Source organism: Syntrophobacterales bacterium (genome assembly GCA_031274925.1).
Lineage (GTDB): Bacteria > Desulfobacterota > Syntrophorhabdia > Syntrophorhabdales > Syntrophorhabdaceae > PNOM01.
On record JAISPL010000004.1, the window covers coordinates 28,453 to 54,215 of the forward strand.

Genomic DNA, 25,763 nt, shown 5'->3' on the forward strand with positions numbered 1-25,763 from the left:
GCCCCAATGGGCGCTGGGGCAGTCTCATTTCCCGTTCCGGCCGGGATGTCCCCGTCGTCGTGAAGGCAAGCCGTACGCCCAAATCCCATATTGACGAAGGTTTTCGGGGGTGGTAAAAATGGGAGTCCTGAGGCTCTGCGTGGGTGTCGGGCAAAAGGCAATTCATGAGGAGAGAAGAGAGGCGGCGGGGCGGCAGAGCCACTTTAGGGAAGTGTTTAAACAGTTTTCTGATATTTTCAGGAGGGATTACTTGGGCAGCAAAGCGCATGCGGCAGGTCTTTATGTGATGTTGTCTTTCATTTTCCTTATCATGTGCCTTGTGGCGGCCCTTGCCCGGTTTTCAGGCGCTTCCTCGCTCCCCCCGCAAAGGATAGTCTCTTTGGGCCCTGCCGTTACGGAAAAGCTGTACCTTCTGGGCCTGGAGAAGAACATCGCAGGTGTTACGGTCTATTGCCAAAGGCCCAAAGCGGCACTGGAAAAACCCAAGATCGGGACCGTGACCGGGATAAACGTGGAAAAAGTGGCAGCCCTAAAGCCCGATCTCGTTATTGCCACCTCCCTTACCGACCCCAGGTCAGTTAAAAAACTTAAAAACCTTGGGATCAAGGTAGCCGTCTTTGAAGAGCCTGAATCTTTCGATGAAATGAACGGGCAGTTCATAGAGATGGGCAGGCTCACGGGAAAGGAAAGGGAGGCAACGAAGATTGCCCGGACGAGCCTTGATAAAGTTAAGCGGATGCGAGCCGCGGCAAAAGAACTCACGAGACCCAAGGTCTTTCTTCAAATAGGAGCAAACCCTCTCTTTGCCGCCGCGAAAGAATCTCTTCTCAATGATTTTATCGAATTTTCCGATGGCGTCAATATCATTCAGGATGGCAAAGGAGGGCTTTTGAGCAGGGAACGTGTTCTTGCCGTTAATCCTGACGTCATCCTCATAGTCGCCATGGAAGGTGCTGTCGCAGAAAGCGAGAAAGTAAGGTGGCAGAGATTTGGCACAATGAAGGCTGTGAGGGACGGCGCGGTATACGTGATGGATCCGTACAAGATGTGCAGCCCCACCCCTGTTACCTTCGTTGAGGCCCTGGAGACCGTAGCGGGGCTACTTCACCCCGGACGCAGGGAAAGAGACAGACAGTAGTGAAAAGAAACATTCGATGGATCTTCGTGATCGCGGTCCTTTTTCTGGCGCTTGCCGGCGTATCTCTTCTCTCTCTGTGTACAGGAGCCGCAGCTATTCCGCCGGGACGGATCCTCACTATTCTGTTCACGGACGATGGAAGCACGTTCCGCAGTATTCTTGTCGATATACGCATTCCTCGGCTGATTCTCGGGTTTTCGGTGGGCGGGGCGCTGAGCCTCGCAGGAGTCATCCTTCAAGGGACGTTTCGGAACAATCTCGTCGAACCTTATACCTTAGGTATATCCGGTGGAGCAGCCTTGGGGGTTTCGGTGGCTGCCATTATGGGTCTTGGCCATATGTTAGGGGTATATGCCCAACCAGCCGCCGGATTTGCAGGCAGCCTCCTAGTGATCCTTTTTCTCTACCTCATGAACGCCAGTAGGGGGGCTTTAAAAGCCCCGAGCCTTCTCCTCACCGGGGTCATGGTGAGCTTCATATCATCTTCTTTTGTTCTCCTCATTATGTCTATTTCCAGGACAGAGCAACTCCATGATATCCTTTTCTGGATCATTGGTTCTCTCGGTGAAGCGGATTGGATCCTCGTGAAGTTCTCCCTGTTTGTGACCCTTTCCGGATTGGCAGTCTCCTATCTTTTCTGTGTTGACCTTAACGCCCTGGCTTTAGGGGAGGATGAGGCGCTACATCTTGGTGTCAACGTGGAGCGCACGAAACAGTCGGTTCTCGTCGTCGCGTCTCTCCTTGCCGGAGTGTCTGTATCTATTTCCGGGGTCATCGGTTTTGTGGGTCTCGTGGTTCCCCATTTTGTCAGGATGTGGGTGGGGGTAGACCACAGGATTGTTATGATCGCCTCATTTTTGTCGGGAGCCATCTTTCTGATCCTCTGCGATACTGCGGCCAAGACCCTTGTCATGCCAATGGAATTGCCGGTGGGGGTAATAACGGGAATCCTGGGCGGGATTCTTTTTATTTATGCCCTTACCAAAAAAGAGCTGTCTCTTGGGAGGCAGTAGATGCTCGAGATACGAAACCTCACGTGTGGATACGGGTCTGACCCGGTATTGAAGAATATAAGCGTAACGGTTAGGACCGGAGAATTCGTAACAATCATCGGACCCAATGGTTCCGGCAAGACCACGTTTATGAGGGCTGTCTCCAGAGTAATAAAGCCCGCCAATGGCCTCATTACTCTGGATGGCAGGAATGTGAGTGATTTCAGCTTCAAGGAGTTCGCCCGAATGGTCGCCGTTGCGGGCAATCTCCGGGATACGGATCTTCCCATGTCCGTTTTTGAGTTTGTGCTTCTGGGGAGGATACCTCACCTTAAGGGGTTGTCAGCGCTGGAGAACAGGACGGATTTCGCTCACGCCCATGACGCTATGGCCCTTACCGGGACTCTTGATCTTGGGAAGAGGTCCGTCAACAGTCTGAGCAGCGGAGAGAGGCAGATAGTTTTTATTGCCAGGGCGCTGGCACAGGAACCGCGCCTCCTTCTGCTTGACGAACCTACCAGTTACCTTGATATTACGCACCAGGCGAGAGTCATGGATCTGGTCAAAAAACTGAACAGTGAACAAAATCTGACCATCATTACCATCCTCCATGACCTCAATCTTGCTTCACATTATTGTGACAGGATTCTGCTCTTTAAGGATGGAACCTTAACCAGGGATGGTTCTCCCGGGGAAGTATTGACGAAGGAGATCTTAGAAGAGGTCTACAGGACGCCCGTCGTCATCCTCGAAAACCCCGCCACAGGAAGACCCTATGTGTGCCAATTACCCTCACCTCAGTAAATCACCGTTTCCTGTCAATTATGTCGCTCTTATCCTCCGCGTCCTATTTATCCCTCCCTCCATGGAAGAATTCCAGATATTTTTGCATCCAATATTCTTATGATTTTTGACGTTATTCCTTGACAATATCCGTCTGTTACAAATATACTAAATTTAAATGACAGCACCATAATTTTTCCCTCTGTATGAAACAACACAACATAACGTTCTACCCACACTGGCAACAAGGGGAGGCACTTTGCCTCTGAACCTGTCTCCAGGCATGCCCGTTGACGTCTCTTTGCTCCCCTTGCTTCCGGTAATGCGGCTATCTTCGACCCGCCGGAAGTGGCGTACCCCTATTCCGGGGACCACCGCTTGTCCCCTGAAGGTCGGCCTCTCATTAAGCGCATCAGAACCTTCCCTGGAGAACTTCTCTCCAGGGAAGGTTCTTTTTTTATATATCAAAAACAGGTGTATCGGCACGGTCTATGGCCGGGACGATGAAGATAGAACATTTCTCAAAATTAGCGGAGGGGCTACGATGGGGCGATGTGTGTCATATAAGCATATAGCCTGCGGCGGTGCTTTGCTGTACAGCGGGAAGTGTCAGAACGGACCCTGCCACGGGTTATCGCCGCCATCGGCGGCTATTACAGAGAGCCGGATCCGGTCTTTCCGTATGTCTCGGGCTTAAGGCAGACCGCCCGCCTTTTGCTGGCGGCATGTTTACCATTGCCCGTAAAAAGATTGTTGCACCTTTGGGCGATAAAGCAAGATTCATGGTAATACAGCTTCATCTAATTAAAAACTTTCAATAAAGGAAGATGGCGAGTGTTTGCCGCCAAGATATTTACAAAAGAATGTGAAGGCATCTACGATAGATACATAATGCGATTGATAACCCATTTTGATCTGCGCAATGAGATAACTGAATGGGTAAAAAGACGTAGTGGGTATATTGAAGTAGTGTTTCTTTGAAGGGTGATTACAAGAAATCAAAACACACATTATCCGAGACTTGCTTCCCGGAAAAGGAGATCTTAATTATGAAAAACAGAAAAAACATGTGCTTAGCCATACTCTTATCAGCTGTGCTTATGCTGACGCTGATGCCATTTATGGTAAGCGCAGATACAAAGCCGGAGATACAGGTGAGCGGGCCCATGCAGCAGGTAGAGCGGGTGCAACCACTACAACAAACAATACCACAAGTACCACTAACGACGGCGTTCACCGCCAAGGCTCTTGCAGGGGGCGTCGGAGGAAGCCACACTTCCCTCGCCCTTAAAGACGACGGTACGGTATGGGCCTGGGGATGGAATGCTTTTGGTCAGCTTGGCATAGGGACTGCCGTTGACTATCGCCCCACCCCCGTGCAGGTGAAGGGCCCGCTCGGCAAGGGTAATTTAACCGGTATTACGGCCCTGGTTGCAGGACACTATCATTCCCTCGCCCTTAAAGACGACGGTACGGTATGGGCCTGGGGATGGAACCATTGCGGTGAAATCGGCGACGGGACCAGTGAGTCTTGCAATTTCAAAATGCCCCTAGACCCGCCGCCCACTATTATTCGCCCCACCCCCGTGCAGGTGAAGGGCCCGCTCGGCAAGGGTAATTTAACCGGTATTACGGCCATTGCCGGGGGAGGCTGGCGCTCCCTCGCCCTTAAATACGACGGTACGGTGTGGACATGGGGATGGAATGGTTGGAGTACACTGGGCGACGGGACCAACGATAGCAAGCCTCACCCCACCCCCGTGCAGGTGAAGAATTTAACCGGTATCAAGGCCATTGCCGGGGGATACAATTATGTCCTTGTCCTTAAATACGACGGTACTGTGTGGGCATGGGGGCAGAATGATGGTTCCGGTGAACTGGGCGATGGGACCACTACTAATAGAAATACCCCCGTGCAGGTGAAGGGCAAAGACGGCGTGGGTTATTTAACTGGTATTACGGCTCTGGCTGCTGGTAGCAATCACTCCCTGGCAATAAAAAGCGACGGCTCGGTATGGGCATGGGGGTATAATCCTTGGGGTCAATTAGGCGATGGGACCAGTGGGTCCTCTAACAATCGCTCCACCCCCGTTGAGGTGAAGACGACCCTGATCATTCATCCCCTATCCGATAGAACTCCTTAAGCCTCATAATTGACGGTACGATGTGGACATGGAGGGATATAATGTTCAAGTCAGATAGGCTACGGGACCGCTGCTAATGGAAAAGGAGGTAAAGAATGAACATTATGCAGGACCTTATACCCGCGGGGCGGAGGAATAGACCCGGCAGGGCTAACCCCATGACGTTTATAACGATTCACAACACGGGCAACAGGTCAAAAGGTGCGGACGTGAAAAGCCACGCAGCGTACATCAAAGGCGAAAAAGCCACAAACGGACCCGTATCGTGGCATTACACAATGGACGAAAAGAACATATACCAGCACTTGCCCGACAATGAGGACGGCTTCCACGCCGGGGACGGAAACCGTAAAGGCATAGGTATTGAAATTTGCATGAACAGCGACGGCGATTTACAAGGCGCGACGGACATGGCGGCGGAGCTTACGGCGTATTTATGTAAGGAGCATAATATCCTTGTTGCAAATGTCGTACAACATAATCAGTGGAACAAGACGAAAGATTGTCCGCAGCTTTTACGCAGCGGCAGTTCCTACCCATGGGACGTGTTTATCAACAAAGTCGTGGCATTGTTAGGGATAAGCTCACCTGCGCGACCACCGCAAACGACAAAACAATATGGGACTTTCTCAAAAGCAAGGGGTTAAACGACTTTGCCGTGGCGGGTCTTATGGACAATCTATACGCCGAAAGCACGCTTTGTTTGACTTTGCGAAAGCAACGTGCTTGTCAATAGGCGACTTGACCATGCAGCTTGAATTCATGTGAAAGAACTGCAGGGTGGCGTTATGACCGCCCTTAGAGGCGCGAAAACTGTTCGTGAAGCGTCAAACGATACTTACGCAATACGAAAAACCAAAAGACAAAGGCGAGGAGGTAAAGAAGCAACGGGAGAAGTACGGGCAAGGCTACTTTGACAAATTCACGGACAAGCCCTCCGCGCCCACAGCCTTTAAGAAAGGGGACATAGTACAGTTTACGGGCGGCGAGTATGTATCAGCAGACGCCGCAAAAGCCGCCAACACGCGCCCCGCAAGCCGTTGCAAGGTAACCCAGACAGCAAGTAGCGGGAAATATCCGCTTCACCTTGTATCAGAGGACGGCGGCAAAGTATTTGGGTGGGTTGCCGCCGTGCATGTTTCGGCAATCGAACAAACCCCCACCGGAGCCGGGTCCCATTACGCCGTACACGGTCAGGGTAGATAAGGGGACAAGCTACCGCAAAGACGCAGGGGATAGCTTTGCCGTTGCGGGGACGATAAACGACAACGGCGTATATACCATTGTCGAGGAATTGACCGACACCACCGGGAAAAGGTGGGGTAAACTCAAAAGTGGCGCGGGGTGGTTGCATCTTTCCGCCGTTACGAAAATATAACTGTGTCCGATCCTGACACATGAAAACGCAAAAATGCCTGCCGCGGCCCTTGTTTTCGCTATCCCCGTCGGCTTGTGTCCCATTACGTGGTGTGAGAAAATGCCTGCCGAGGCTTAATCCGTACGGCGCCATATCGGTCCTGAGGCGGTTGACCGTATGCTCGAAAAAATAAGCAAGCCGCGATTAGAATGGGGGTGTTGCTGCACGGAATGATACCAAAATAACAATGTCAAGAAAGACAGCAGCCCGGGCCGCCCCGGGCATTGCCGGTCAATAAACTTCTATTTCACGATGTTCGACAGCACAAGGACTGTCGCGTACGGAAAAAGCATGAGAAGTATTATGGAAATTATGTAAGACGGGATATAGTAGAGACTCCCTCTGAACACGGTCCCCAAGGGGATGTCTTTTGCCATCCCCGCCACGACGTAACAGCAGATACCTATTGGGGGCATGATTGATCCCATGGTGGTGACAATACATATTACCTGGCCGAACCATATTGGGTCATATCCCATCTGCATGACGATAGGGTAGAATATGGGTAGTGAAACGAGAAGGAACGCGAGGGCATCCATAACACAGCCTCCTATAATGTAGCAGAGTATAATGATCCAGAAAAGCGCCCAGCCAGGAAGGGTGAGGCTTGATATCATGGATGCAGCCTCGTAAGGTAGACGTGTCACAGCTAAGAACCTGCCGAAGATGACAGCACCCGCCACTATTGTGAATACGAGACAGGAGATGCGGAGTGTATCCACAATTGAGGCGATAAAGCCTTCCCATGTAATTTTTTTCCGCACGAGGCACAGGACGAGCGCTATGGCGCAGCTTGCCGCCGCAGCTTCCGTCGCGGTGACCACTCCGGTGAAAAGGGCATACATGATGATTATAAAGAGAATCGTGATATCGATGAGGTCTGGAAGGGCTTTCAGTCTTTCCAGCCATGTGCTTTTTGGGCCTTTAGGTCCCCACTCCGGGTTCCGCCGGCATATATAGATCACGGTGGCCGCGATAAGGATGGTCAATATGGCGCTGGGGATCACATTCCCGAAGAAAAGCTTACCGATGGATTGCCCCGTATAGAGGCCATAGACCACAAGGACGATACTGGGTGGGATGAGAACGCCCAATGTTGCGCCAGCTGCTACCGAACCAGCGCTCAGTTGGGGATGGTAGTTGTACTTTTTCATCTCCGGTATGGCAATGGTGCTCATGGTGGCGGCGGTCGCAGTATTGGAGCCGCTGATTGCGGAAAAGATGGCGCATGCCATGATGGTCGTTATGGCAAGGCCGCCTTTATACTGGCCGAACCACTTGTAAGTCACCTTGTAGAGGCCGTTGCTATAGCCGCCGTAATGGGCAAACTCGCCTACCAGGATGAACATGGGGATTACGGTGAGACCGTAACTCGAGAAGATATTCCAGAGCTCCGTTCCTATCATGCCAAGGGCCGCCTTCATGGAGGTGACATACGCTACTCCTAAGAAACCGACAAGGGCCATGGTAAACCCTGCAGGTATTTTAAACAGGAACAGGATAGCGAACATAATGATGATGCCGTATATACCAACGATAGGTCCGTCCATCTAATTTTCCTCTTTCTTCTTAAATGTTTTAAGCAAATCAATGAGGAGCGTGAGAGACAACGTTCCGAAGCCCAGTGAGACGCAAAAAACAAAAGGATAGTATATGATCTTCATAGTTTCGGAGACTTCATGGGATTCCCATATCTTCATACCCCACACAAAGATCTGCCATGTTACAATTGAGAAGAATATGAGGGTCACGAAATAGTTGATGCGGTCAAGGAACCGGTTGAGCGGACCAGGAAATTTTTCGGTAAGAATGTCAACGACGATATGGTCTTTCTTTTTCTGGGTGTAACCGAGGGCAAAGGCGATCACCACCGCTCCCAAGAACGAGACGATCTCGTAAGCCCCCATGTAAGGCATGTGAAAAATACGGAGCACTACGTTGCTGGTGGCAAGGATCATGAGTCCCAGTACCGCGACGCCTCCCAGAATTAGAAAGAGCTTGTTGAGAAATATATTCAGCCTGTCAAGATGATTCATCGTTTTCTCCAAGTAAAAGATCGGCAAGGCGGGTGCCTTGGATAATGTCCGTTATGCCGCCCGTTTTGCCGCGCCTGTCATTTATTTACTTTCTCGTATTTTGCTTTCAAGAGATAGGTATCTTTCAATATTTGCTCTCCCGGAAGCCCCTGGCCCGTCACCCTCTTTGTGTAGTCGTCGACCATGGGTTTTAAGAGTTTCAGCATCTCGGTTCTGTCTGTCTTTGAAAATGTGATTACCTGGTGGTTGTACTTCTGCTTAGACCAGGCAAGGGACTCCTTTACATGGTTGTCCACATATTTTCCCGTCCATTCCGCCTGCTCCCTTCGTAAGTCGTCGATCACTTTCTTTACATCGGAAGGGAGAGAGTTCCATTTATCTTTATTCATCACCACCGCAAAGGAGGCGACAAAGAGGTTTGCCTCCGTGGCAAAGGGGCAATAAGCGGCAAAGTTGATGTCTTTCAATACCTCCAGGGAGGAGACGATTCCCTTCACCACACCCTTCTGTATCGCCTCAGGGGTCTCGGATTGAGGCATGGCGACAGGGATCCCCCCCAATCTTTTGATTACATCGGCGCCGGTACCCGATACCCTGAGTTCCATGCCTTTCAAATCCTTCAAGGACTTTGCCGGCTTACTTGTCATGATGTCTGCCGGAGGGCAGGTAAATAAGGTGATAATCTTCACCTTTTCAAATTCCTTGGGTTTATATTTCTCCACGAGATCGTATAATGTAAGGCTTGCCGCCTTCGCGGAGGCGAATCCCAGTGGAAGGTCAACTGCCTCCGAGATCGGGAAGCGACCCGGCTGGTAGCTCATGGCGAAGTTGCCGATATCGGCCATGCCGGTCAATACCCCGTCGAAGATATTCTTCGCAGGCAGGAGCGTGCTGCCGGGGAATGTTTGGACCTTCACCTTTCCGCCCGTTCTCTTTTCGACTTCTTTTGCCCATCTCTCCATCTGGACGCAGGGGAAGGTAGTGGCGGGAGGGAAGTTCGCATACTTCAGGGTGATGGTTTGGCTTTTCGCGGAAAAAGGACAGACGAGGAGGGAGACGGTGAAAAAAACAAAGAGAACGATGACAACTGTTAACTTCCTGCTGCTCATGGGGTACCCCCTTTAAATGTGATTATGGTACTGCTCATACCCTGGCCGCTCATGCACCTTTTCGGGGAATAGGCACGGCAGAGCGGCGAAGGCCTGTAATATAAAAATAAAAAAGGCCATGATACGACTCATGGCCTTTAAACAAAATCGGCCATGAACGGTGTGAAACCGTCCATGGCCAGATAATTACGGTCTCACACCTACAATATTTGCTGCCACCGCCAGCTTAATTTGGATATAATTGTTGCGTTGATCATAGTAGTCATATAGCATGTAGGTAGCGCGAAGTCAAGTTATATAGATCCAAGCGCTTGGTTGAGGGAGTATTTTCGTTGACAATATACGATCTTTCCGCTTATAACAAAGCTCATGCCTGGGTGGCGGAACAGGTAGACGCAAGGGACTTAAAATCCCTCGGTCCTCGCGGCTGTACGGGTTCGATTCCCGTCCTAGGCATTTCAAGAGATAATTAAAAAATGCAATGAAGTTGGACCTTGTAAAATGCTGGTCCTTGTCATTATCTATGGGGAAGATAACCGTCGGATTATCAGGAGTGACAAATAATCGCCAAGACATAAGTGGTACATAGAAATCTATCCTGAGTTTTTGTTGACTTCTTGGGAATGGCGCCGCTTTCGCGGTAAACGTCAATTCACCATTGAAAACGGTGCCGCCAGAGGTACCCCCGCCTACTTCGCCAGGAGACGTATTCTATTGAGAGGCCGCGCCGCGCAAGGCTGGCATTTTGTCCAGTCCTAACACGGGATGTTCTTCTTGATTAGACCCGCAATGGGTATTCTAAAATGGTTATTGCGCTGAATTTTGGGTAAGATTTTTAGAGACGTCTTTTTTGCTTCCGCTCATAGTGAAGCGCCACTTGCAGAATAGCTTTTCGGGATGAGGGTCGGGAGGAGCAAAGATACATTCGACCTGAACGTTACTGTCAACCTCCTTAACGATACTCTCAAATTCACCCAAGTGCATATCCTTACAGTCATATTCTCCTACACCTTTTTTTAGCCGAGCCTCCTGAGAACTGCAATGGGGCGCCGACAGTATCACTTCTTCGTCTTTCTCCTCAATGTCAAATCCACTTATCAGCGACCAGGGAGAATACCTGAGGACTTTGGCGACGGCTTTCAGCCCTTTTTCCTCAATAGAGAACTTCTCTTTGATTTCCCGGGTCATGATCTTGCCCATCCTGTGCCACACTTCTTCGTTCATCCTGATTGCTGCATCGTAACCGTATGTATGTTCCACTCCGAGAAACCAGAACCCATCAACCCTTCTGAACGTGTTCAGCATAAACTCGACGTATAGCCACAGTTGTTCGTTATCAAATTGAAGTGTATTCATGGTATTCCCTCCTTATTTTACACATTATCATTGATTTACCTCGAAATGCAAAACTATTTGATGATAAAAAACGTTTTCACAGGTTGTGTGTCTTTGGTTCTATATGGAATAAAAACGCGAAGCTGCCGGCTTATTTGCTTGACTATTCTTGGTCGAAAAATGACTCCTATACACCAAACGGTATAGAAAAAAAGAGAGGAATTGAAAAGATGCAACCAACGTAAAAACGTCTCTTAAAATGTATCATGTTCTAAAAACAGTATCTTTGAAAGATTATGGTTTTCCTGGTGCGCGTCAGTCCGGGATCGGAAAGGTTGATATCCGGCCTGCTCAATGGGAGCCTTTAAGCAGTAAGCAACTCCATGGAATGTTAGAGCCTTGTTGTATGGAGAAATTGTCGGGTATATCAGTAATCCCATGAATAGGGCGCTCAGGGATTTTCTGTTTCACGAATGACGCAGGTGCCTATATCGGTATACCCTTGCTCTCGGGAAGATTGAAGTTCAATTGGGGGAATGGCGCAGGGGTAAAGGAGAGTAGAAATATAAGGAGGATCACAAAGGCAAGGGCCTTCCTCTGGCTGTCGAGTTCTGTTTCCATATCGGCAGGCTGAGGATGACGTCTGCCGAAGATAATGAGGAGTATGACGAGAAGGAGCCAGCCGGGATTATAAAAAATCGCGGTGAGTCCGAGGGCTATGACGACTGTTATGAAGATCCATTTGCTTTTTTCACCAAATACGGCGTAAAGCACATGCCCTCCGTCAAGTTGTCCTACGGGAAGGAGATTTAGGGCTGTGATGAAAAAGCCGACCCATCCCGCATACCCTATCGGGTGGAGTACCAGATCGTAGCCGGTAGGTATCTCGCCCACGATGAGATGTTGGAGGATCTGGAATATGAGAGGGTCGCCGAGTCGGACAAAGGGTGCGTCCGGAGCAACGATCTGAATCGTGGACCATTTGATACCCAGCATGGCAAAGGGGACTGCCGCGATAAAACCAGCCAGGGGGCCGGCGGCACCGATATCGAATAGAGCTCTTTTGTTTGTGATGGAGCCCTTCACCTTTATTATGGCGCCCAAGGTACCGAAGGGCGAGAGAGGGAAAGGGATGAAGTAGGGGAGGGTCGCGGGCATGCCGTAATGCCTGCTCATGAAGTAGTGACCCATCTCGTGGGAGAGGAGTATGGTCATGAGGGGAATGCTGTATGCGAGACCCTGCACGAAATAGGTGGAAGCTATGGTGAGGATAAAAAGTATGATTTTTACCATGCCTTAAGCCTCTATCAGTGCCTCTTCCATGAGGACGCGCTCATGCTTTGTGCCGCTTTTTATGGCCACGTCAAGAGCGGTCAACATATCTAAAAAGGCGATGAGGTCCTGTTTCGAGATTTGCTCACTTGTTTTGGAAAGTTTGAACGCATAATAGGGTTTCTGGAAAGGCAGATAGTGCTTCTTCTCCGAGGGCTTGATACCTGAACTGCCTTTCCATTTGGCGAACGTCTTTGAGAAGACCGAATACTCTTGGTTCGCGGTGAACACCTCCTCCATGTCCTTAGCGTGAATGAGAAGCCTTGTCTGCCTTACGAGGAAGCTGTGAATGGCGAGAACGTGAAGGCCGTTCCCCAGAAGGTTCTCGAATACCGCAAGGGCCTGTTTTTTGTCCTTCCTTGAGAAAGCGTCGAAAAGGGCAAACATGCTCTCCTCATGGGTCTCGGTTCCTACCGCGAGAATATCTTTCGACTTTATCTCGCCCCGTTCTCCCACATAGGAGACAAGTTTCATGACTTCCATGTCGATCATTGATTCGTCTTTGATCCTGTTGGTGAGTAGCTGCAGGGCCTGATGGGTCATCTTTTTTTCATATTTCCTGATGAGCAGCCGTACGCGCTCTTCAATGCGCCGTTCTTTCTTATGCTCCATGACGACCGTCTTGCCTTCAATAAGCCGATGACCGTCAGAAGGAGGGGAGGTGAGGTAGATGATGACGTGAACGCGTTCCTTCAGTGAGAGAAGCTGCTTTTTTACGTCGTGGACCAGTTCCTTGTCGGGGTCAATGACGACCAGGACGAATTCCGTATTAATGAAGAGAGCGGATGAGCGTTCAATGATGCGGTCGCGGGCATCCTTCCCACCGATTATCTCGACCTCGGGGTGCTCCGAACATTGCCGGGAAAGAGTATGGATGTCCTCCAGCGCGTTGTCTTTAGATCCGTGAGCGGTGATGATCTCCCGTTTTTGCGTACTGTCCAACATACCTTAAGTTACTATACCCCAATGTTTTTTTCAATAAACGACGACCCACGAAGGAGAGGACGGAAGATGTGAGATGGTCTGCAACTTTCGCCAAATGCCCCGGTTCACTCCACCGATTAGCTCGGTAAAATGTACCATAAAACGTAAATAATTAAATAGAAAATGCTCTAGAGATGGCTTCAAGAGAGTCCTGATTTGAACAGGACAACTTGACCCTTCAAAGATTTTGTCAACGACAGGTAAACCATATTATACTCTTTGCCGTGAAAGTGCTCCTCATACAACCGCCCATCGAGGATTTCTACGACACGTCCATACGGACTTATCCCTTGGCGCTCCTATATCTGGCTGTTAGGATTCGGGATATCTCGGATGTAATAGTGATGGATATGAGGACGGGGCACAGACGCGTGGTCCCTGGGATGCATCCTTTTCCCGACCTTGCGGACTATTACCGTGACGGGGTGCGTACGCCGTTTTCATTTTTCGGACGGTATTACCGGTTTGGCCTTGATAAGAACGAGATAAAGAAGGAGATTGCAAAGGAAAAACCTGATGTGGTCTCCATATCTTCCCTGTTTACCACCTACTCTCTTGAAGCCATTGAGGTCGCGAGGCTTGCCAAAGAGGTGGACCGAGGGATTGTAACGGTCATGGGAGGAATCCACCCTACCCTTTTTCCCCGCCATGTGCTTGAGTCCGCATCGGTTGACTATGTGATAAGAGGAGAAGGGGAGACCCCGCTTTTTGAGCTGCTAACGGCACTTTCCCGGGGTGTGGCCGGTAAAGATCTCACCATCAATGGCCTTTGCTTCAAGGAAGGGGGTGGTTTCCGCATTTCCGAACCCAACATTGAAGAGGATATCGACATGATACCGGACCGCGGATTCCTTGATCCTGCCAAATATCGGATTGGCAGGAAGAATTACTCTTTCCTGTTGACATCAAGAGGCTGTCCGTTTCACTGCTCCTTTTGCGGCCGACCATCCATCCCTTACAGGAAAAGGAGTCTTGGGAGTATTGAAGAGGAGATCGGGGTTTTCAAGGATCTCGGCATTGGCGCTGTCGATTTCGAGGATGACATGCTGAATCTCGATCCTTACTTTTTCAGGCATGTTCTGGATCTCCTCAATGGCAAGGGATTTACCCTCTCCGCCATGAATGGAATCTATACCGGAAACTTGGACACGACTGCCTTGAAGAGAATGTACGAGGCGGGGTTCCGGAGGCTCAATTTTTCCCTCGTGGATATCTCAAAACCGGTCATGGAGAGGCAAAAAAGGCTCTTCCCCTGGAATTTCCTTTCCCTCCTGCCCTGGCTCGAAGATTCTCCTTATCTCGTTGAGACTCATTTTATCATCGGCCTTCCCGATCAAACGCCAGGGGAAATTCTAGAGACCCTGATCTTCCTCATGGGCAAGCGGCTCCTTCCGGGGCCCAGCATATTCTATCTCGCGCCTGGGAGTCCTATTTTCGACGAAACCGTAGGGCTTAATTGGGAGGACAGGGTGAGATCCCTGAGATCAAGTGCAATGTTCCCCGTAAATCCGCTCATTCCGAGGGATACGCTCTTTACCTTTATGAAACTCACAAGATTTATCAACTACGTGAAAAATCTGGCCGACTTGGAGCCGGGGGTAAAGAGGCTCTCGGATCTTGCAGGGCGCCTGCCGGCGGGAGTGAGTCCTATTGACTGGGAGATCGTATCCACCCTAGTCAGAGAAAGAAGGTTCGTCTCTTATGATCCTGGACGAAGGCAGTTTCAGGAAGAGCCTCAGGACGCCTCCTTAGTGAAGCGTTTTTTTGAGCAGTCCAAAGGACTGGCAGTCAGAGGATTTAGAACTTCCCATTCTCTTAAGATGGACTGATGGGACCGGGCCGAGTTGGTTATTGACGGGTCAGAAGTCAGACTGTGATTATTCTTGAATTTTGGAATAAAAACAAATATAAAGATTTGGTAAGCGCGAAGCAGAAATTGGTGGCTAAAAGGAGAGTGTATGAGGATGAGTAGGCGGACCGGAGTCTCGTGGGTAGTTGCCGTGGCCATCGTTATATCGCTCCTATATCTTGCTGGGTGCCAGGGGGGAAAGAACGACTCCCTTGAGAATATAAAAAAGGCAGGGCATATAAGGATCGCAATGGGCCTTGGTTACCCGCCTTTTTGTTACTACAACGCAAGGCAGGAGCTTGCCGGATTCGACGTGGGCGTGGCCAGAGAACTGGCTAAGAGAATGGGAGTCGATGCAAAATTAATAGCCGTGGATTCGCGGAATATAATCGGCAGACTGAATACGGGGGACTACGATACGATCTTGGGCAGTATGGCGATAACAGAGGAAAGGGCGAAACTGGTAGATTTTTCTATTCCCTACTACCATGCCAGGTCCCAGATTATGGTGTCAAAACATTCACCCTTCAAAACAATTAAAGACCTCAAAGGCAAGACCATCGGTGTAATGGAGGAATCAACCTTTAAGGACGATGCAGAAAAGTTAGGTGCGGGCTGCATCCGGCAATATAGGACCAACAACGACGCTCTCGCGGCTCTGGAGAAAAGAGAGGTCGATGCGGTTGTCACCGACGATGTCGTCGGTATGTACGGAAAAAATAGAATAGGTTTTAAGATTGAAAACTTGGGCGATACCTTGAGCTATAATCAGATTGCCATAGCGGTGCGTAAAGGGGACGTCTCTCTTCTAAGGAAGATTAACGCCGTAATTGGGGAAATGCGAACGGACGGTACCATTGGGCAACTCGTGGAGAGGATCTCCCATAAACATGATGAGCCGACTTTGCCGCTAAAATAGCCCTTGAGAGATGACTATAGTTTTTTGCCTATAGAAAATGCCTTTCCGAGGGGCGTGCCGATGCTGTAATACTGCCTTATATTGGGGAAAAAGACGAGAGGCCTCACCTTTTCTGGATCGGGGACCCCGCGGTCGTTGAGCACCGACTCATCCGCAATGATATCCACAATTTCTCCGATAAACTGGGTATGCAACCCTATCTCAATGGTATGGATGAGCCTGCACTGAAGGGCAAAGGGAAGTTCCAGCACATAGGGTGCGTCAACTGCCTCACTCCTCACTGGAGTTAGTCCGGCTGCGGCGAATTTATCTGCTTTTTCCCCTGATGCGATGCCGAAATAGTCCGTCTCCTTCACGTAAGCCTCTGAGGCTATATTGACTGTGAATGCTTTCCTCTCGACAATACTGCCGTAGGTGTACGTTGCTTTCCTCAAAGAGATGCCGATGCACGGCGGGTCGGAGCAGCAGATGCCCGCCCACGCTGCGGTCATGACGTTGGCTTTCCCTTCCTTATCATAAGTGCCCACCACCACCGATGGAGTAGGGTAGAGTATCGTCTTCGCGCCTATTGATTTCTTCATCATTGCCTCCTGTGATTCTCGCGGCGTACCACAGACTTTTCACGTTTATTGATTCCGCAACTTGTTCACTATGCAACTGCATTTCCCTGACCCCTCCTGCGGAGAAAACCCATAATAGAAGGAGCCTAAGACGAAGTTCAACGACACCCTGAGTTTAATGACGGAGCGTCTCCGGCGGGGCCTCTTCTTTCGTCATTCGAATGAATTGTTACCTTTATACAGTTACGCAAATGATACACCAGGCAAGATAATAGAATGAATCAGTCCGTTAATCAATAAAAAGTATCGGTTAACTGCCTGGGCACGCCCTCTTCACAATATTTTATAATCTCTTCGCCGGTATCTCGCGTTCGGTCTTTATAATAGGTATATAAATAATCTTGCGAAAGAAGGAAAAAAGGATGGAAAAGATATGGGCATGACATTGGCGGCAGTATTGGAACATGCTCTTCTCGGCGCCTTGCATTTGCAGGATGCGGATGGGTTACGGTTATGGCGGCAGAGGGGACCATAAAACTGTTCTAACCGCAACGAGGACGCACATAGTATACATCCCCCATGCATAAATCTCCTTCATTGATCCGTGCCTCCGCGCCTGATTTCTGCGATTCCGTCTCGTCTTCTATAATTCTTGTGCTGTGGAGTCGAACAACTTCTTGTCGTAAGTCATGCGCGTCCCGTTGGCTTGGTTCCCTGCTTGGACGCTCCACGCACGATGCCATTGTGGACGAGGATAATTCTCATAGTGTCCGGATTGTGCCTGATTTTTATCTCCCTAACCCATTCATCTCCTATGAAATCTCTTGTGTTTTGTGCAGTATAGCCTTTATTTGCGAGAGCGTAGAAAGCCAATGTCAGGGCATTTGCGATACTCACGGGGTTTTGCAGTGAATTTTCGTAGCGGACGTTCGCGTGGTGTGGATTTCTCATGTGTTCCGTGACACAAGATAATAACAACTCGAGAACCACGGTCTTGACACAATTATGAACATATGATTATAATAATGTGTCAGTGCAGAAACAGAAAAAATTGTCTATAAACAGGAGGTTTTTGTATGAAAGTAGCCTTTGCGGTACAGAAAGATGAAGGAATGGAGAGTACGGTTTATAATCACTTCGGCTCGGCTCCGGCTTTTGTCACGATAGATACGGCGACGGAGCGGGTTGTTACTATCAGTAACGCAGATGTGAATCATGTTCACGGCGCATGCAATCCCATCATGGCAATCGGCGGCCAGGACGTAGACGCCGTAGTTGTAGGCGGGATCGGCGCAGGAGCAATTCGGGGGCTTAATTCCCGAGGCATCAGGGTATACGGGGCTGTAATGCCCACAGTGAAAGGCAACATGGAAATGTTGAAGGCGGGAGAACTTCCTGAATTGACCATGCAGCACGCATGTGGCGGGCATGGTGGCGGTTGCGCTCACTGAGAGCCGGCAAAGAACGGACGGTGTTTGCCCGGAGAACTCTTCGTTTAAACCGGGCATAAGCCGCATAACCATCTTAAAACTCCTCAAACGATACAGCATCAAACCTAGTATTCATTTAGCGCCCTTCTTTTTTCGGCATTTATTTATCAATGTGTCAAGCGGAATCCAGCTCTTTTGAAGTATCTTGCAGCTTTTTGGCTGGAATAAGCCTCAAGTTGTCTTGATTTAATCTTTTCCGAATGATACAAATTGAAAAACTTATATACTCTTTATTTGTTGTTTCAACCAAAGTTTACGGGGGATGATTTGGAGCATTTGTTGGCCCGGAATCCTTATTTGCCTTTCAGAGAGTTCCTTCTTCATATACAAACTGAGTATAAAAATAATAAAGACAGGAAAGATGAGACGTCCCGCAACTCATGTTTCATTGGCCCGTCGAATAAACGGGTGGTGTCTTATGGATAGACTGCATGCCCATACCCCGAACGATAAATGCGAATGGCATTATCTTGATCAACATCTGAAGGAGGTCGCAGAAAAAGCAAAAGAGTTCGCGGAGAAATTCGGCGCGGGAGAACTCGCGTACAATATTGGGCTGCTGCATGACCTCGGCAAGATCAATCCATGCTTTCAAGACTATCTTGACGCCTGCGCTAAAAAATTGCAGCACAAAAAGGTACCTCATTCCATATGGGGAGCCGCCCTAGTCTATCATTTCATCTGGAATATGCAGAAGGACCCCGAGGGATGGAAAGAGTTGTCTCTTGCAATCATGGGGCATCATGCCGGACTGTCCGACCTCGGGAATGCTGTAACCAAGCTTAGCGCGTTTCTAAAAGAAAGTCCCTCCTCTCTGGAACAGATGCAAAACGGCATAAAAACTCTAAAATTACCCCTCCAATCTTTCAGCCTCACCGGTAATGACGTAAACAACGCCTCAACAAGGCGGGAATTGTTTATTCGGATGCTCTTCTCGGCCCTGGTGGACGCAGATTATCTTAATACAGAGAAACATTTCAATCCCAAGCAGGCAAATATGCGTCAAGGGTGGCAGACACTTGATATGCTGTGGAAGAAACTTGAGACGACGCAACGTAAAATCCTTAACGACTCCACCCCGCTCAACCGAATTCGCAAAGAAGTATATGAGGCTTGCCTGAGTTCGGCAACTAGCGAACCAGGCATTTACAGTCTTACCGTGCCCACCGGCGGAGGAAAAACGCTAAGCGGGCTTGCCTTTGCCCTCAAACATGCCTCAATCCACAAACAAATGACACGAGTAATTGTAGCAATTCCATATACAAGTATTATTGACCAGACCGCGCAAGTGTACGGTGAAATTTTCGGGAACGACGCAGTGCTCGAACACCACTCTGCCATGGAAACATCAATAGACTCGGAAGACCGGAAGAAAGACCGCCAGGATGAACGTCAGGATGAACGTTCGGTCCGCCGCAACCTGGCGACGGAGAATTGGGACGCACATTTGATCGTAACAACAACGGTGCAGCTCTTTGAGAGTTTGTTTAGCAACAAGCCGTCCAAGGTACGGAAACTCCATCGCATTACCCGGTCTATCATAATTCTCGATGAGGTACAGACATTGCCTCTTGAGTTGTTGCGACCTACTCTGGATGTTGTGCGAGCCCTTGCTGCACCTGTTGAGAAAGGCGGATATGGCTCGACCGTAGTCCTTTGTACCGCAACGCAGCCTGCTTATGAAGATAGCGCATGGATTGAAGAACTCCATGGTGTGCCGGTTCATGAAATAGTCCCGCAATATCCTGACCATTTTGCAGTGCTGAAACGAGTTAAGTACGTATATTACCGCAGGCCTCTATCGTGGGGGCGTCTGGCCAGGAAAGTGAGCGGTGCTGCGCAAGCCATGGTGGTGCTCAATTCCCGCAAGGACGCCCTTGACCTGATAACCGCAATGAATGGCGTAGCCGATACCTTCCACCTCTCCACCCTTCTCTGTGGGGCCCATCGGAAGAAGACTCTTGAGGAGATCAAAAAGAGATTAAATCCTGAAGACCCTAAGCCGGTGCGCCTTATAAGTACCCAAGTCGTCGAAGCGGGAGTCAATTTGGATTTTCCTATAGTTTGCCGAGCCGTTGGCCCATTGGACCGGATAGTGCAGGCGGCAGGACGATGTAACAGGGAGAACTGCCATAAGAAGGGAAGGGTGTTTATTTTTGAGCCCAAAGAGGGGAGGGCGCCGAAGGGGCCCTACATGATAGGCATGGAACAAGCCAAATTACTGCTTCGTGAGAATTCCGCTGAACGACTGCATGACCCTGATCTATACAAACAGTATTTTAGTATGCTTTATAACCATTTCCGGAGAGAGGGATTAGACAAAAATGAGATTCAAAAATTTCGCGAAGACCTCAATTATCCGAAAACAGCGGAAAAGTACCGTTTAATCCCTAAGGAAACAGTAGCGGTGGTAGTGCCCTATGAAGACGCCATTGACCGGTTTGCAGCATGGGAGGCGGTTCCTAGTCGTGCTACCTGGAGGGCGCTCCAGCCGTATCTCGTAAACCTATATCGGCATGAAGTGGGGCAGAAGAAGGACTGGCTTGAGCAATGCGCGGAAGGGCTCTACCTGTGGAAAGGTAAGTACGACAAAAAAATAGGCATAATAGAAGGATATACTGACCCCAGCGACCTTATTGTGTAACGGGAGAATGACGTCGTCAACGTTTCACGACGGCATTCTCCTGCCCAACAAAAGAAATATTTCAATCCACGGCTGTTTCCGCCGCAACTTGGAATAGTCTAACCGAGGTAGTATTTAAAATCAAGGTTACTAAAAGTAATATAGCCCAACAAAAGAAATAAAGATTGACATTTTTTCACGCCTGTTGTATAGTTTTTCAAGAAAGTTGAAGCTAATGATTGTTTGTGACACATGGTTATGATGGAGCCTTCTGCATTTGCGAAATTTCGCCAGATCTCTAAGCTCTATCGGAAGTCAAAGTTAGTATGATTCGAATGCGCGAGCGGAGGGTCAAATGAGCCAGAACGATGAGCTAATTAAAATCAATGTCAGCGGCGAATATGCGTGTTTTTCCCGTCCGGAATTTAAGGTAGAGCGAGTTAGTTATCCGGTCATCACGCCAAGTGCGGCGCGTGGTGTTCTTGAAGCCATTTTCTGGAAACCGGAATTCAGATATGAGATCCGTAGGGTTGGCATATTAAAGTTAGGCAGTCAAACGGTAATTTTAAAGAACGAACTGGCGGACCGGCAAGGGAGCAAACCTTTTTATATAGAGGATGGACGTCAGCAACGCTCAAGCCTTATGTTGAAAAATGTTGCATACAGTATTGAGGCTGAAATACGGCTCCGGCCTCACTGTGTTGATTCGGTTTATAAATATATTGATCAGTTCCGCAGGCGTGTAGATAAGGGGCAGCATTATCATACACCTTATCTTGGCACACGGGAATGCGCTGCCTGTGTCATGCCTATGAGTAACGAAGAACCACCATATCTTGATTTGCCAGTTGGCACGATGCTTTTCGACATAGCTTTTGTTAAAAGTGTAGAAAGAGTTGAGATGGAGTTCAAGCGGCCCGGCAAAGAGAGCCCGGTGGGCGGATATGCTCAGGCGCTTTTCTTCTCAGCGGAGGTCAAGGGAGGGTGGCTTAACGTACCTAAGGACAGATATCGTGAACTTTATCATTTGGAGGGATGGAATGTTTAGGGCACTGGTAGACCTTGGGCATGATCTTGAACCGAAAGGCGTATTGCCTCATCCTGGTTTCTATTACTACAAAGAACCTGTCAAGTGGATAGTGCACCTATGGGAGGAAAGGGTGTACTTGGAAGAAACCCAGTTAAACCATCCGCGGCCGTTTAGCGGCCGGACTTCCGGGGTGGAGGCTCACCTGCTGATTGATGAAGCCGGATATGCGTTAGGCGTGAATAAAGATAAGAACGGGTTGGACAAGCGGGCTGATGAAAAGCACAAAGCGTTTTGCAAATTGCTCAGAAAATTTCAAGCATGGGAGGGTTTGAAAGACCCTGCTCTCAAGGAGGCCATGAACTGGTTGGATGCCGCGTTAAAACAGGGCAGATTGCGCCAGGACCCTCGATTAGGTGAAATCTTGACTAAGGATTGGCTCTCTTTTGTCCCGGGGGCAGGTCCCTTGTTGGGACAGCATCTGTTCGAACATGACGATGCCCGCCGATTCTGGACGGTTGAACTGCAGTCAAGAAGCACTCCAGGAGGAAAGAAGGACAAACGGCTGATACGGGGGCAATGCGCCGTATGTGGCAAAGAAGCAGCACTTTTAGGGAAGATCCCTGTGGGAGTTAAGCTGGTAGGGAATACACCCCTGCATTCGATCAATGCTGACGCCTTTGCATCTTTCATATCGGGGCCTGACGCCTTCAAAAAGGCTCACATCGGACTTTGTTTTGAATGCGGCGATACGGCCTCCAGAGCTTTCAATTATTTGAGTAATTCTGAACAACACCGACGCGTATTGGTTTTTGACAAGAAGAAAGATTCTCTGGCCAACCAGATCGCGTTGTTTTGGGTGAAAGATCGAGCCCCGGTTCAAGTTGGAGACAAGGTGTTCGACTTGAGCAGCCTGTCATCCGTTGACTTCGGAGCAGCGCTTGCCGGGATTCCGAAAGGACCGGCATCGGCGACCGTTTCACAGTTGTTGGAGTTGCTCAGGCTCCCGTGGTCTTCTGTGGATTCGAGTCTTAGCCTCAATGATTATGGTTTTTATTTGGGCATCCTCTCTCCCAATGTCGGCAGAATTGCCTTACGAGAATGGGTCGCAGTCTCCCTTGAGAAGGTCAAAAAGAACCTTGCGAAGTTTCTGGAGGCGTCTCGTATTGTTTCCGCTTGGGGAGAAGAAGCGCGGCCTCTTTCGATAGGCACATTGCTGCAGGCATTAGAAACAAAGAACCCGAATCTTACCCGGCAGCTTTTGCGGACCGCGTATCTTGGTTACGATCCCCCTGAGGAGTTGTGGGTTGCAGCTGTCAATCGGTTTCGCATACCAAATATCCTCCAGGACGCACGCGAAACTTGGAGATTACAAGTTTTGGCTTCATCAATCAAGCTTGGACTTTACTATAAAAAGGAGGTTGATTGTATGTATGAGTTAAATTCAGATCACCAAAACTCCGCTTATTTATGCGGGTGTCTGCTGGCCATTCTTGAAGAAGCCCAGCAGGTAGCGACTTTTCTTAAAATTGGAAAGCGTTTGGAAAGGACTGTCGTAAACAATTCTTACGGCGGTGCCTCAACGGCGCCTAAGGCAATCTTTGGACGGCTCATGAATGTGGCTTCTACAGCCCATCTTCCAGAGGTCGGCAGAAAATTGAATGAGTCGATAGAAAAAGTGATGTCCTCTATGGTTGAGGCTGGAGGTTTTCCGAAAATCCTGAATCTCGAAGGGCAAGCTGATTTTGCCTTGGGATTCTACCACCGGCGGGCCGCATTTCGGGCTAACCGTGAAAAAGAGAAAGATGAAGGAGAGAATCAATGAGCTATACTGATCCGACGAAGCGCCATGAGTTTGTTTTGTTGTTTGACGTAACGAACGGAAATCCGAACGGAGATCCTGACGCCGGAAACTTGCCCCGTGTGGATCCTGAAACCATGCATGGTCTGGTGACCGATGTCGCGCTTAAACGTAAGGTACGTGACTATCTTCAACTTACGCAAAACGTTTCCATTTTTATCCAAAGCAAAGTAGCGCTCAACACATTAAAAGAACAAGTTGCGGGCAAAGTGGAGCCTCCAATCAGCAAAGAAGAGAAGGAAGGTAAGAAAGTGATCCCCAGGCTTCAGTCTCAGTTGTGCAAGGAGTATTTCGATATTCGTATGTTCGGGGCTGTCCTCGCGACAGGTGAAAAGGATGCCCGGCTTAATGCGGGGCAGGTGCGCGGTCCGGCGCAATTCACTTTCGCACGGTCCATTAATCCGGTTTTACCTCTTGATTTGGCCATTACCAGACAGGCGCGTACTACAGAGGAAAGGATGGAAACCGGAACGACGGAAATGGGCCGTAAGACCCTAATACCTTACGGCCTTTACCGATCTCACGGTTATTTTAATCCGTTTTTAGCCAAAAATACCGGTGTGGACACTGATGATTTGATGGCTCTATGGAGTGCCCTTGCAAACCTTTTCGACTTTGATCGTTCGGCAGCGCGGGCAGAAATGGCGGTGCGAGGTCTTTGGGTCTATACTCACGATAACGAGAAGGGCAATGCTCCCGCTCACAGACTTTTTGAACTGATTAAAACCCCTGCCATTGAGAGATCGCCACGGTCTTTTGAAGATTATGCTGAAGTTATTAGGTTTCCTAAGGATGGTCCACTTGATGATCAAGGATTCCCTGGTGTGGCGTTGAAGCGATTGGTTTAGGGCGGGCGCTAGGGTATTAAGCTTAGAAGGGAATCCTTGTCTCCTCTTACGGAGGTTATTGTGATTACTGTCGCAATAGGATGGCGGAAATTGTCTTCAACGCCGTGGTTTTCTTTTGCGACTGGGTTTGTGGGCAGGCGGTTGCGAACTCCATGACCAGATTATATAAGAGGCTTATATCGGCAAGTAGAATATCGTGAGGGGAGCGTGGCTTCTTGTGTTTCGAAAAAGACGGAATTTAAACTCATCGGAGCGGTCAGGGCGAGTTTGTGATGAATTGTTCCTTGATTTTCAGGATTATTTAGGGTAGCGAGGATTCGCTCTTTTGGGAAAAGGTGATGGCAAAGTAAAGGAAAGCAGAAGGGATGAGTGGCGTATAAGGCGGATAAGTCCTATTTGGTCGAAATGACCTATTTTTAGAGCCAGCTCCCTAAAATCGCCGCAAACATCATAGTCTGTGTGGTATACTAAAAAGACTGTCTTCTTGACCGACAGTTAAAAATTTTGAAAAAGGATTTACTGGAAGAGAGCGGTTTCTTCATGGAGATACTCTATTGCATCCACCCACAGGCTCGCGGTGACAGGAGAAGAAAGTGACCATTTACGCCGAAGAAGACCTCATAATGATTTCTGCGTTGCAGCACTATATTTTTTGCCCACGGCAGTGCGCATTGATCCACACGGAGCAGGCGTGGGCGGAGAATCGATTCACCGCTGAAGGACGGATCATGCATGAGCGCGTCCATGATGAGGGAAGCGAGTCGAGAGGCAGCGTCAGGATTGCGAGAGGGGTTCCGCTTCGCTCTATGCGTCTCGGGTTGGTCGGCATCGCTGACGTCGTCGAGTTTCACCTCGGATCCGGGGAATATTGGCAACCGTTTCCGGTTGAGTACAAGCGTGGCAAGCCGAAGATGGACCATTCCGACATAATCCAACTATGCGCCCAGGCGGTATGCCTCGAAGAAATGCTGAACGTAGAGGTCCTGAAAGGTGCGCTGTTCTACGGCAGGACGAGGCGACGCCATGACGTGGCCTTTGATGATACGTTGCGAGCCGAACTGGAAGAGACAGCCCTACGGGTCCGGGAACTAATTGAAACAAAGAAGACTCCGGAGCCAATCTATACCAAAAAGTGCGACAACTGTTCACTTCTTGCCGAATGCTTGCCTAAGACACTCACAAGGCGTAAATCCGCAGAGCGGTATCTGTCCGGAGTTTTGAAAAGTATATGAAAAAGCACCTCAACACACTTTTTGTTACGACCCAGGGCGCTTATCTCTCGAAGGAGGGTGAAACCATTGCGGTGCGGATTGAAG

22 protein-coding genes and 1 tRNA gene are annotated in these 25,763 nt (G+C 49.3%); 15 read left to right on the forward strand and 8 right to left on the reverse strand.

All coding sequences use genetic code 11. The features are described from left to right. The first annotated feature begins 118 nt into the window (after positions 1-118). The 6 genes from LBQ00_00475 (at position 119) to LBQ00_00500 (ending at position 6,263) form a co-directional block, all read left to right on the forward strand. Positions 119-1,138: an ABC transporter substrate-binding protein gene (locus LBQ00_00475; GenBank protein MDR2017361.1), complete on the forward strand. Its 1,020-nt coding sequence runs from the start codon at positions 119-121 to the stop codon at positions 1,136-1,138. Next, positions 1,138-2,151, forward strand: coding sequence for an iron ABC transporter permease (locus LBQ00_00480; GenBank protein ID MDR2017362.1), 1,014 nt, complete (start codon positions 1,138-1,140; stop codon positions 2,149-2,151). Before LBQ00_00475 ends, LBQ00_00480 begins: the two co-directional genes overlap by 1 nt. After that, complete coding sequence (locus LBQ00_00485) at positions 2,152-2,934, forward strand: ABC transporter ATP-binding protein (GenBank protein ID MDR2017363.1); 783 nt, start codon at positions 2,152-2,154, stop codon at positions 2,932-2,934. It abuts the gene before it with no gap. Between the two features lie 1,028 nt (positions 2,935-3,962). Next, positions 3,963-5,057, forward strand: a complete 1,095-nt coding sequence (locus LBQ00_00490; GenBank protein ID MDR2017364.1) for a hypothetical protein — start codon at positions 3,963-3,965, stop codon at positions 5,055-5,057. 95 nt (positions 5,058-5,152) lie between these two features. Further along, positions 5,153-5,704, forward strand: a complete 552-nt coding sequence (locus LBQ00_00495; GenBank protein ID MDR2017365.1) for a peptidoglycan recognition protein family protein — start codon at positions 5,153-5,155, stop codon at positions 5,702-5,704. Between the two features lie 172 nt (positions 5,705-5,876). Further along, the gene (locus tag LBQ00_00500) at positions 5,877-6,263 is read left to right on the forward strand and encodes a hypothetical protein (protein MDR2017366.1); all 387 of its coding nucleotides are present in this window, start codon (positions 5,877-5,879) and stop codon (positions 6,261-6,263) included. A 453-nt stretch (positions 6,264-6,716) separates the two neighbouring features. Here LBQ00_00500 and LBQ00_00505 read toward each other — a convergent pair whose 3' ends face one another. The 3 genes from LBQ00_00505 to LBQ00_00515 all read right to left on the reverse strand — a co-directional run bounded on the left by LBQ00_00505 (position 6,717) and on the right by LBQ00_00515 (position 9,619). Then, positions 6,717-8,024 carry a TRAP transporter large permease gene (locus LBQ00_00505; GenBank protein ID MDR2017367.1) on the reverse strand — a complete coding sequence of 436 codons (1,308 nt, stop codon included), beginning with the start codon at positions 8,022-8,024 and terminating at the stop codon, positions 6,717-6,719. Beyond that, positions 8,025-8,510 carry a TRAP transporter small permease gene (locus LBQ00_00510; GenBank protein ID MDR2017368.1) on the reverse strand — a complete coding sequence of 162 codons (486 nt, stop codon included), beginning with the start codon at positions 8,508-8,510 and terminating at the stop codon, positions 8,025-8,027. It abuts the gene before it with no gap. A gap of 77 nt (positions 8,511-8,587) precedes the next feature. After that, positions 8,588-9,619 carry a TRAP transporter substrate-binding protein gene (locus tag LBQ00_00515; protein ID MDR2017369.1) on the reverse strand — a complete coding sequence of 344 codons (1,032 nt, stop codon included), beginning with the start codon at positions 9,617-9,619 and terminating at the stop codon, positions 8,588-8,590. A gap of 371 nt (positions 9,620-9,990) precedes the next feature. Between LBQ00_00515 and LBQ00_00520 the strand changes: the two genes are divergently transcribed. Then, positions 9,991-10,075 (forward strand) — tRNA-Leu (locus LBQ00_00520). Between the two features lie 351 nt (positions 10,076-10,426). Here LBQ00_00520 and LBQ00_00525 read toward each other — a convergent pair. The 3 genes from LBQ00_00525 to LBQ00_00535 form a co-directional block, all read right to left on the reverse strand. Further along, a complete protein-coding gene (locus LBQ00_00525; GenBank protein ID MDR2017370.1) occupies positions 10,427-10,975 on the reverse strand; it encodes a DUF6125 family protein in 549 nt (182 codons plus the stop codon). Between the two features lie 465 nt (positions 10,976-11,440). Further along, positions 11,441-12,247: a site-2 protease family protein gene (locus LBQ00_00530; protein ID MDR2017371.1), complete on the reverse strand. Its 807-nt coding sequence runs from the start codon at positions 12,245-12,247 to the stop codon at positions 11,441-11,443. 3 nt (positions 12,248-12,250) lie between these two features. Further along, positions 12,251-13,231, reverse strand: coding sequence for a hypothetical protein (locus LBQ00_00535; GenBank protein MDR2017372.1), 981 nt, complete (start codon positions 13,229-13,231; stop codon positions 12,251-12,253). A 209-nt stretch (positions 13,232-13,440) separates the two neighbouring features. Between LBQ00_00535 and LBQ00_00540 the strand changes: the two genes are divergently transcribed. Both LBQ00_00540 and LBQ00_00545 read left to right on the forward strand, forming a co-directional pair. Next, positions 13,441-15,099: a B12-binding domain-containing radical SAM protein gene (locus LBQ00_00540; GenBank protein ID MDR2017373.1), complete on the forward strand. Its 1,659-nt coding sequence runs from the start codon at positions 13,441-13,443 to the stop codon at positions 15,097-15,099. Positions 15,100-15,228: 129 nt separating this feature from the next. After that, positions 15,229-16,038, forward strand: a complete 810-nt coding sequence (locus tag LBQ00_00545; protein MDR2017374.1) for a transporter substrate-binding domain-containing protein — start codon at positions 15,229-15,231, stop codon at positions 16,036-16,038. 14 nt (positions 16,039-16,052) lie between these two features. Here LBQ00_00545 and LBQ00_00550 read toward each other — a convergent pair whose 3' ends face one another. Beyond that, complete coding sequence (locus LBQ00_00550; protein ID MDR2017375.1) at positions 16,053-16,622, reverse strand: flavin reductase family protein; 570 nt, start codon at positions 16,620-16,622, stop codon at positions 16,053-16,055. Between the two features lie 663 nt (positions 16,623-17,285). Continuing rightward, the gene (locus LBQ00_00555; GenBank protein MDR2017376.1) at positions 17,286-17,549 is read right to left on the reverse strand and encodes a hypothetical protein; all 264 of its coding nucleotides are present in this window, start codon (positions 17,547-17,549) and stop codon (positions 17,286-17,288) included. A gap of 125 nt (positions 17,550-17,674) precedes the next feature. On the opposite strand from LBQ00_00555, the gene LBQ00_00560 reads away from it, so the two are divergent. The 6 genes from LBQ00_00560 (at position 17,675) to cas4 (ending at position 25,679) form a co-directional block, all read left to right on the forward strand. Further along, a complete protein-coding gene (locus LBQ00_00560) occupies positions 17,675-18,049 on the forward strand; it encodes a diguanylate cyclase (GenBank protein ID MDR2017377.1) in 375 nt (124 codons plus the stop codon). A gap of 457 nt (positions 18,050-18,506) precedes the next feature. Continuing rightward, complete coding sequence (locus tag LBQ00_00565) at positions 18,507-20,732, forward strand: CRISPR-associated endonuclease Cas3'' (protein MDR2017378.1); 2,226 nt, start codon at positions 18,507-18,509, stop codon at positions 20,730-20,732. A gap of 334 nt (positions 20,733-21,066) precedes the next feature. Continuing rightward, entirely contained in the window at positions 21,067-21,759 is a 693-nt protein-coding gene (cas5c, locus tag LBQ00_00570; protein ID MDR2017379.1) for a type I-C CRISPR-associated protein Cas5c, read from the forward strand. Next, on the forward strand, positions 21,752-23,563 hold the full coding sequence (locus tag LBQ00_00575) for a type I-C CRISPR-associated protein Cas8c/Csd1 (protein MDR2017380.1): 1,812 nt from the start codon (positions 21,752-21,754) through the stop codon (positions 23,561-23,563). The genes cas5c and LBQ00_00575 overlap by 8 nt, the downstream gene beginning before the upstream one ends. Further along, a complete protein-coding gene (gene cas7c / locus LBQ00_00580; protein MDR2017381.1) occupies positions 23,560-24,447 on the forward strand; it encodes a type I-C CRISPR-associated protein Cas7/Csd2 in 888 nt (295 codons plus the stop codon). Before LBQ00_00575 ends, cas7c begins: the two co-directional genes overlap by 4 nt. 593 nt (positions 24,448-25,040) lie before the next feature. Beyond that, entirely contained in the window at positions 25,041-25,679 is a 639-nt protein-coding gene (cas4, locus tag LBQ00_00585) for a CRISPR-associated protein Cas4 (GenBank protein ID MDR2017382.1), read from the forward strand. Positions 25,680-25,763 lie beyond the last annotated feature (84 nt).

Excerpts from the sequence above, each read along its gene's own strand:
- LBQ00_00475 (MDR2017361.1), top strand. The coding sequence starts at position 119 with ATGGGAGTCCTGAGGCTCTGCGTGGGTGTCGGGCAAAAGGCAATTCAT.
- LBQ00_00485 (MDR2017363.1), top strand. The coding sequence starts at position 2,152 with ATGCTCGAGATACGAAACCTCACGTGTGGATACGGGTCTGACCCGGTA.
- LBQ00_00490 (MDR2017364.1), top strand. The coding sequence starts at position 3,963 with ATGAAAAACAGAAAAAACATGTGCTTAGCCATACTCTTATCAGCTGTG.
- LBQ00_00495 (MDR2017365.1), top strand. The coding sequence starts at position 5,153 with ATGAACATTATGCAGGACCTTATACCCGCGGGGCGGAGGAATAGACCC.
- LBQ00_00505 (MDR2017367.1), bottom strand. The coding sequence starts at position 8,024 with ATGGACGGACCTATCGTTGGTATATACGGCATCATCATTATGTTCGCT.
- LBQ00_00510 (MDR2017368.1), bottom strand. The coding sequence starts at position 8,510 with ATGAATCATCTTGACAGGCTGAATATATTTCTCAACAAGCTCTTTCTA.
- LBQ00_00515 (MDR2017369.1), bottom strand. The coding sequence starts at position 9,619 with ATGAGCAGCAGGAAGTTAACAGTTGTCATCGTTCTCTTTGTTTTTTTC.
- LBQ00_00525 (MDR2017370.1), bottom strand. The coding sequence starts at position 10,975 with ATGAATACACTTCAATTTGATAACGAACAACTGTGGCTATACGTCGAG.
- LBQ00_00530 (MDR2017371.1), bottom strand. The coding sequence starts at position 12,247 with ATGGTAAAAATCATACTTTTTATCCTCACCATAGCTTCCACCTATTTC.
- LBQ00_00535 (MDR2017372.1), bottom strand. The coding sequence starts at position 13,231 with ATGTTGGACAGTACGCAAAAACGGGAGATCATCACCGCTCACGGATCT.
- LBQ00_00545 (MDR2017374.1), top strand. The coding sequence starts at position 15,229 with ATGAGGATGAGTAGGCGGACCGGAGTCTCGTGGGTAGTTGCCGTGGCC.
- LBQ00_00550 (MDR2017375.1), bottom strand. The coding sequence starts at position 16,622 with ATGATGAAGAAATCAATAGGCGCGAAGACGATACTCTACCCTACTCCA.
- LBQ00_00555 (MDR2017376.1), bottom strand. The coding sequence starts at position 17,549 with ATGAGAAATCCACACCACGCGAACGTCCGCTACGAAAATTCACTGCAA.
- LBQ00_00560 (MDR2017377.1), top strand. The coding sequence starts at position 17,675 with ATGAAAGTAGCCTTTGCGGTACAGAAAGATGAAGGAATGGAGAGTACG.
- LBQ00_00565 (MDR2017378.1), top strand. The coding sequence starts at position 18,507 with ATGGATAGACTGCATGCCCATACCCCGAACGATAAATGCGAATGGCAT.
- cas5c (MDR2017379.1), top strand. The coding sequence starts at position 21,067 with ATGAGCCAGAACGATGAGCTAATTAAAATCAATGTCAGCGGCGAATAT.
- LBQ00_00575 (MDR2017380.1), top strand. The coding sequence starts at position 21,752 with ATGTTTAGGGCACTGGTAGACCTTGGGCATGATCTTGAACCGAAAGGC.
- cas7c (MDR2017381.1), top strand. The coding sequence starts at position 23,560 with ATGAGCTATACTGATCCGACGAAGCGCCATGAGTTTGTTTTGTTGTTT.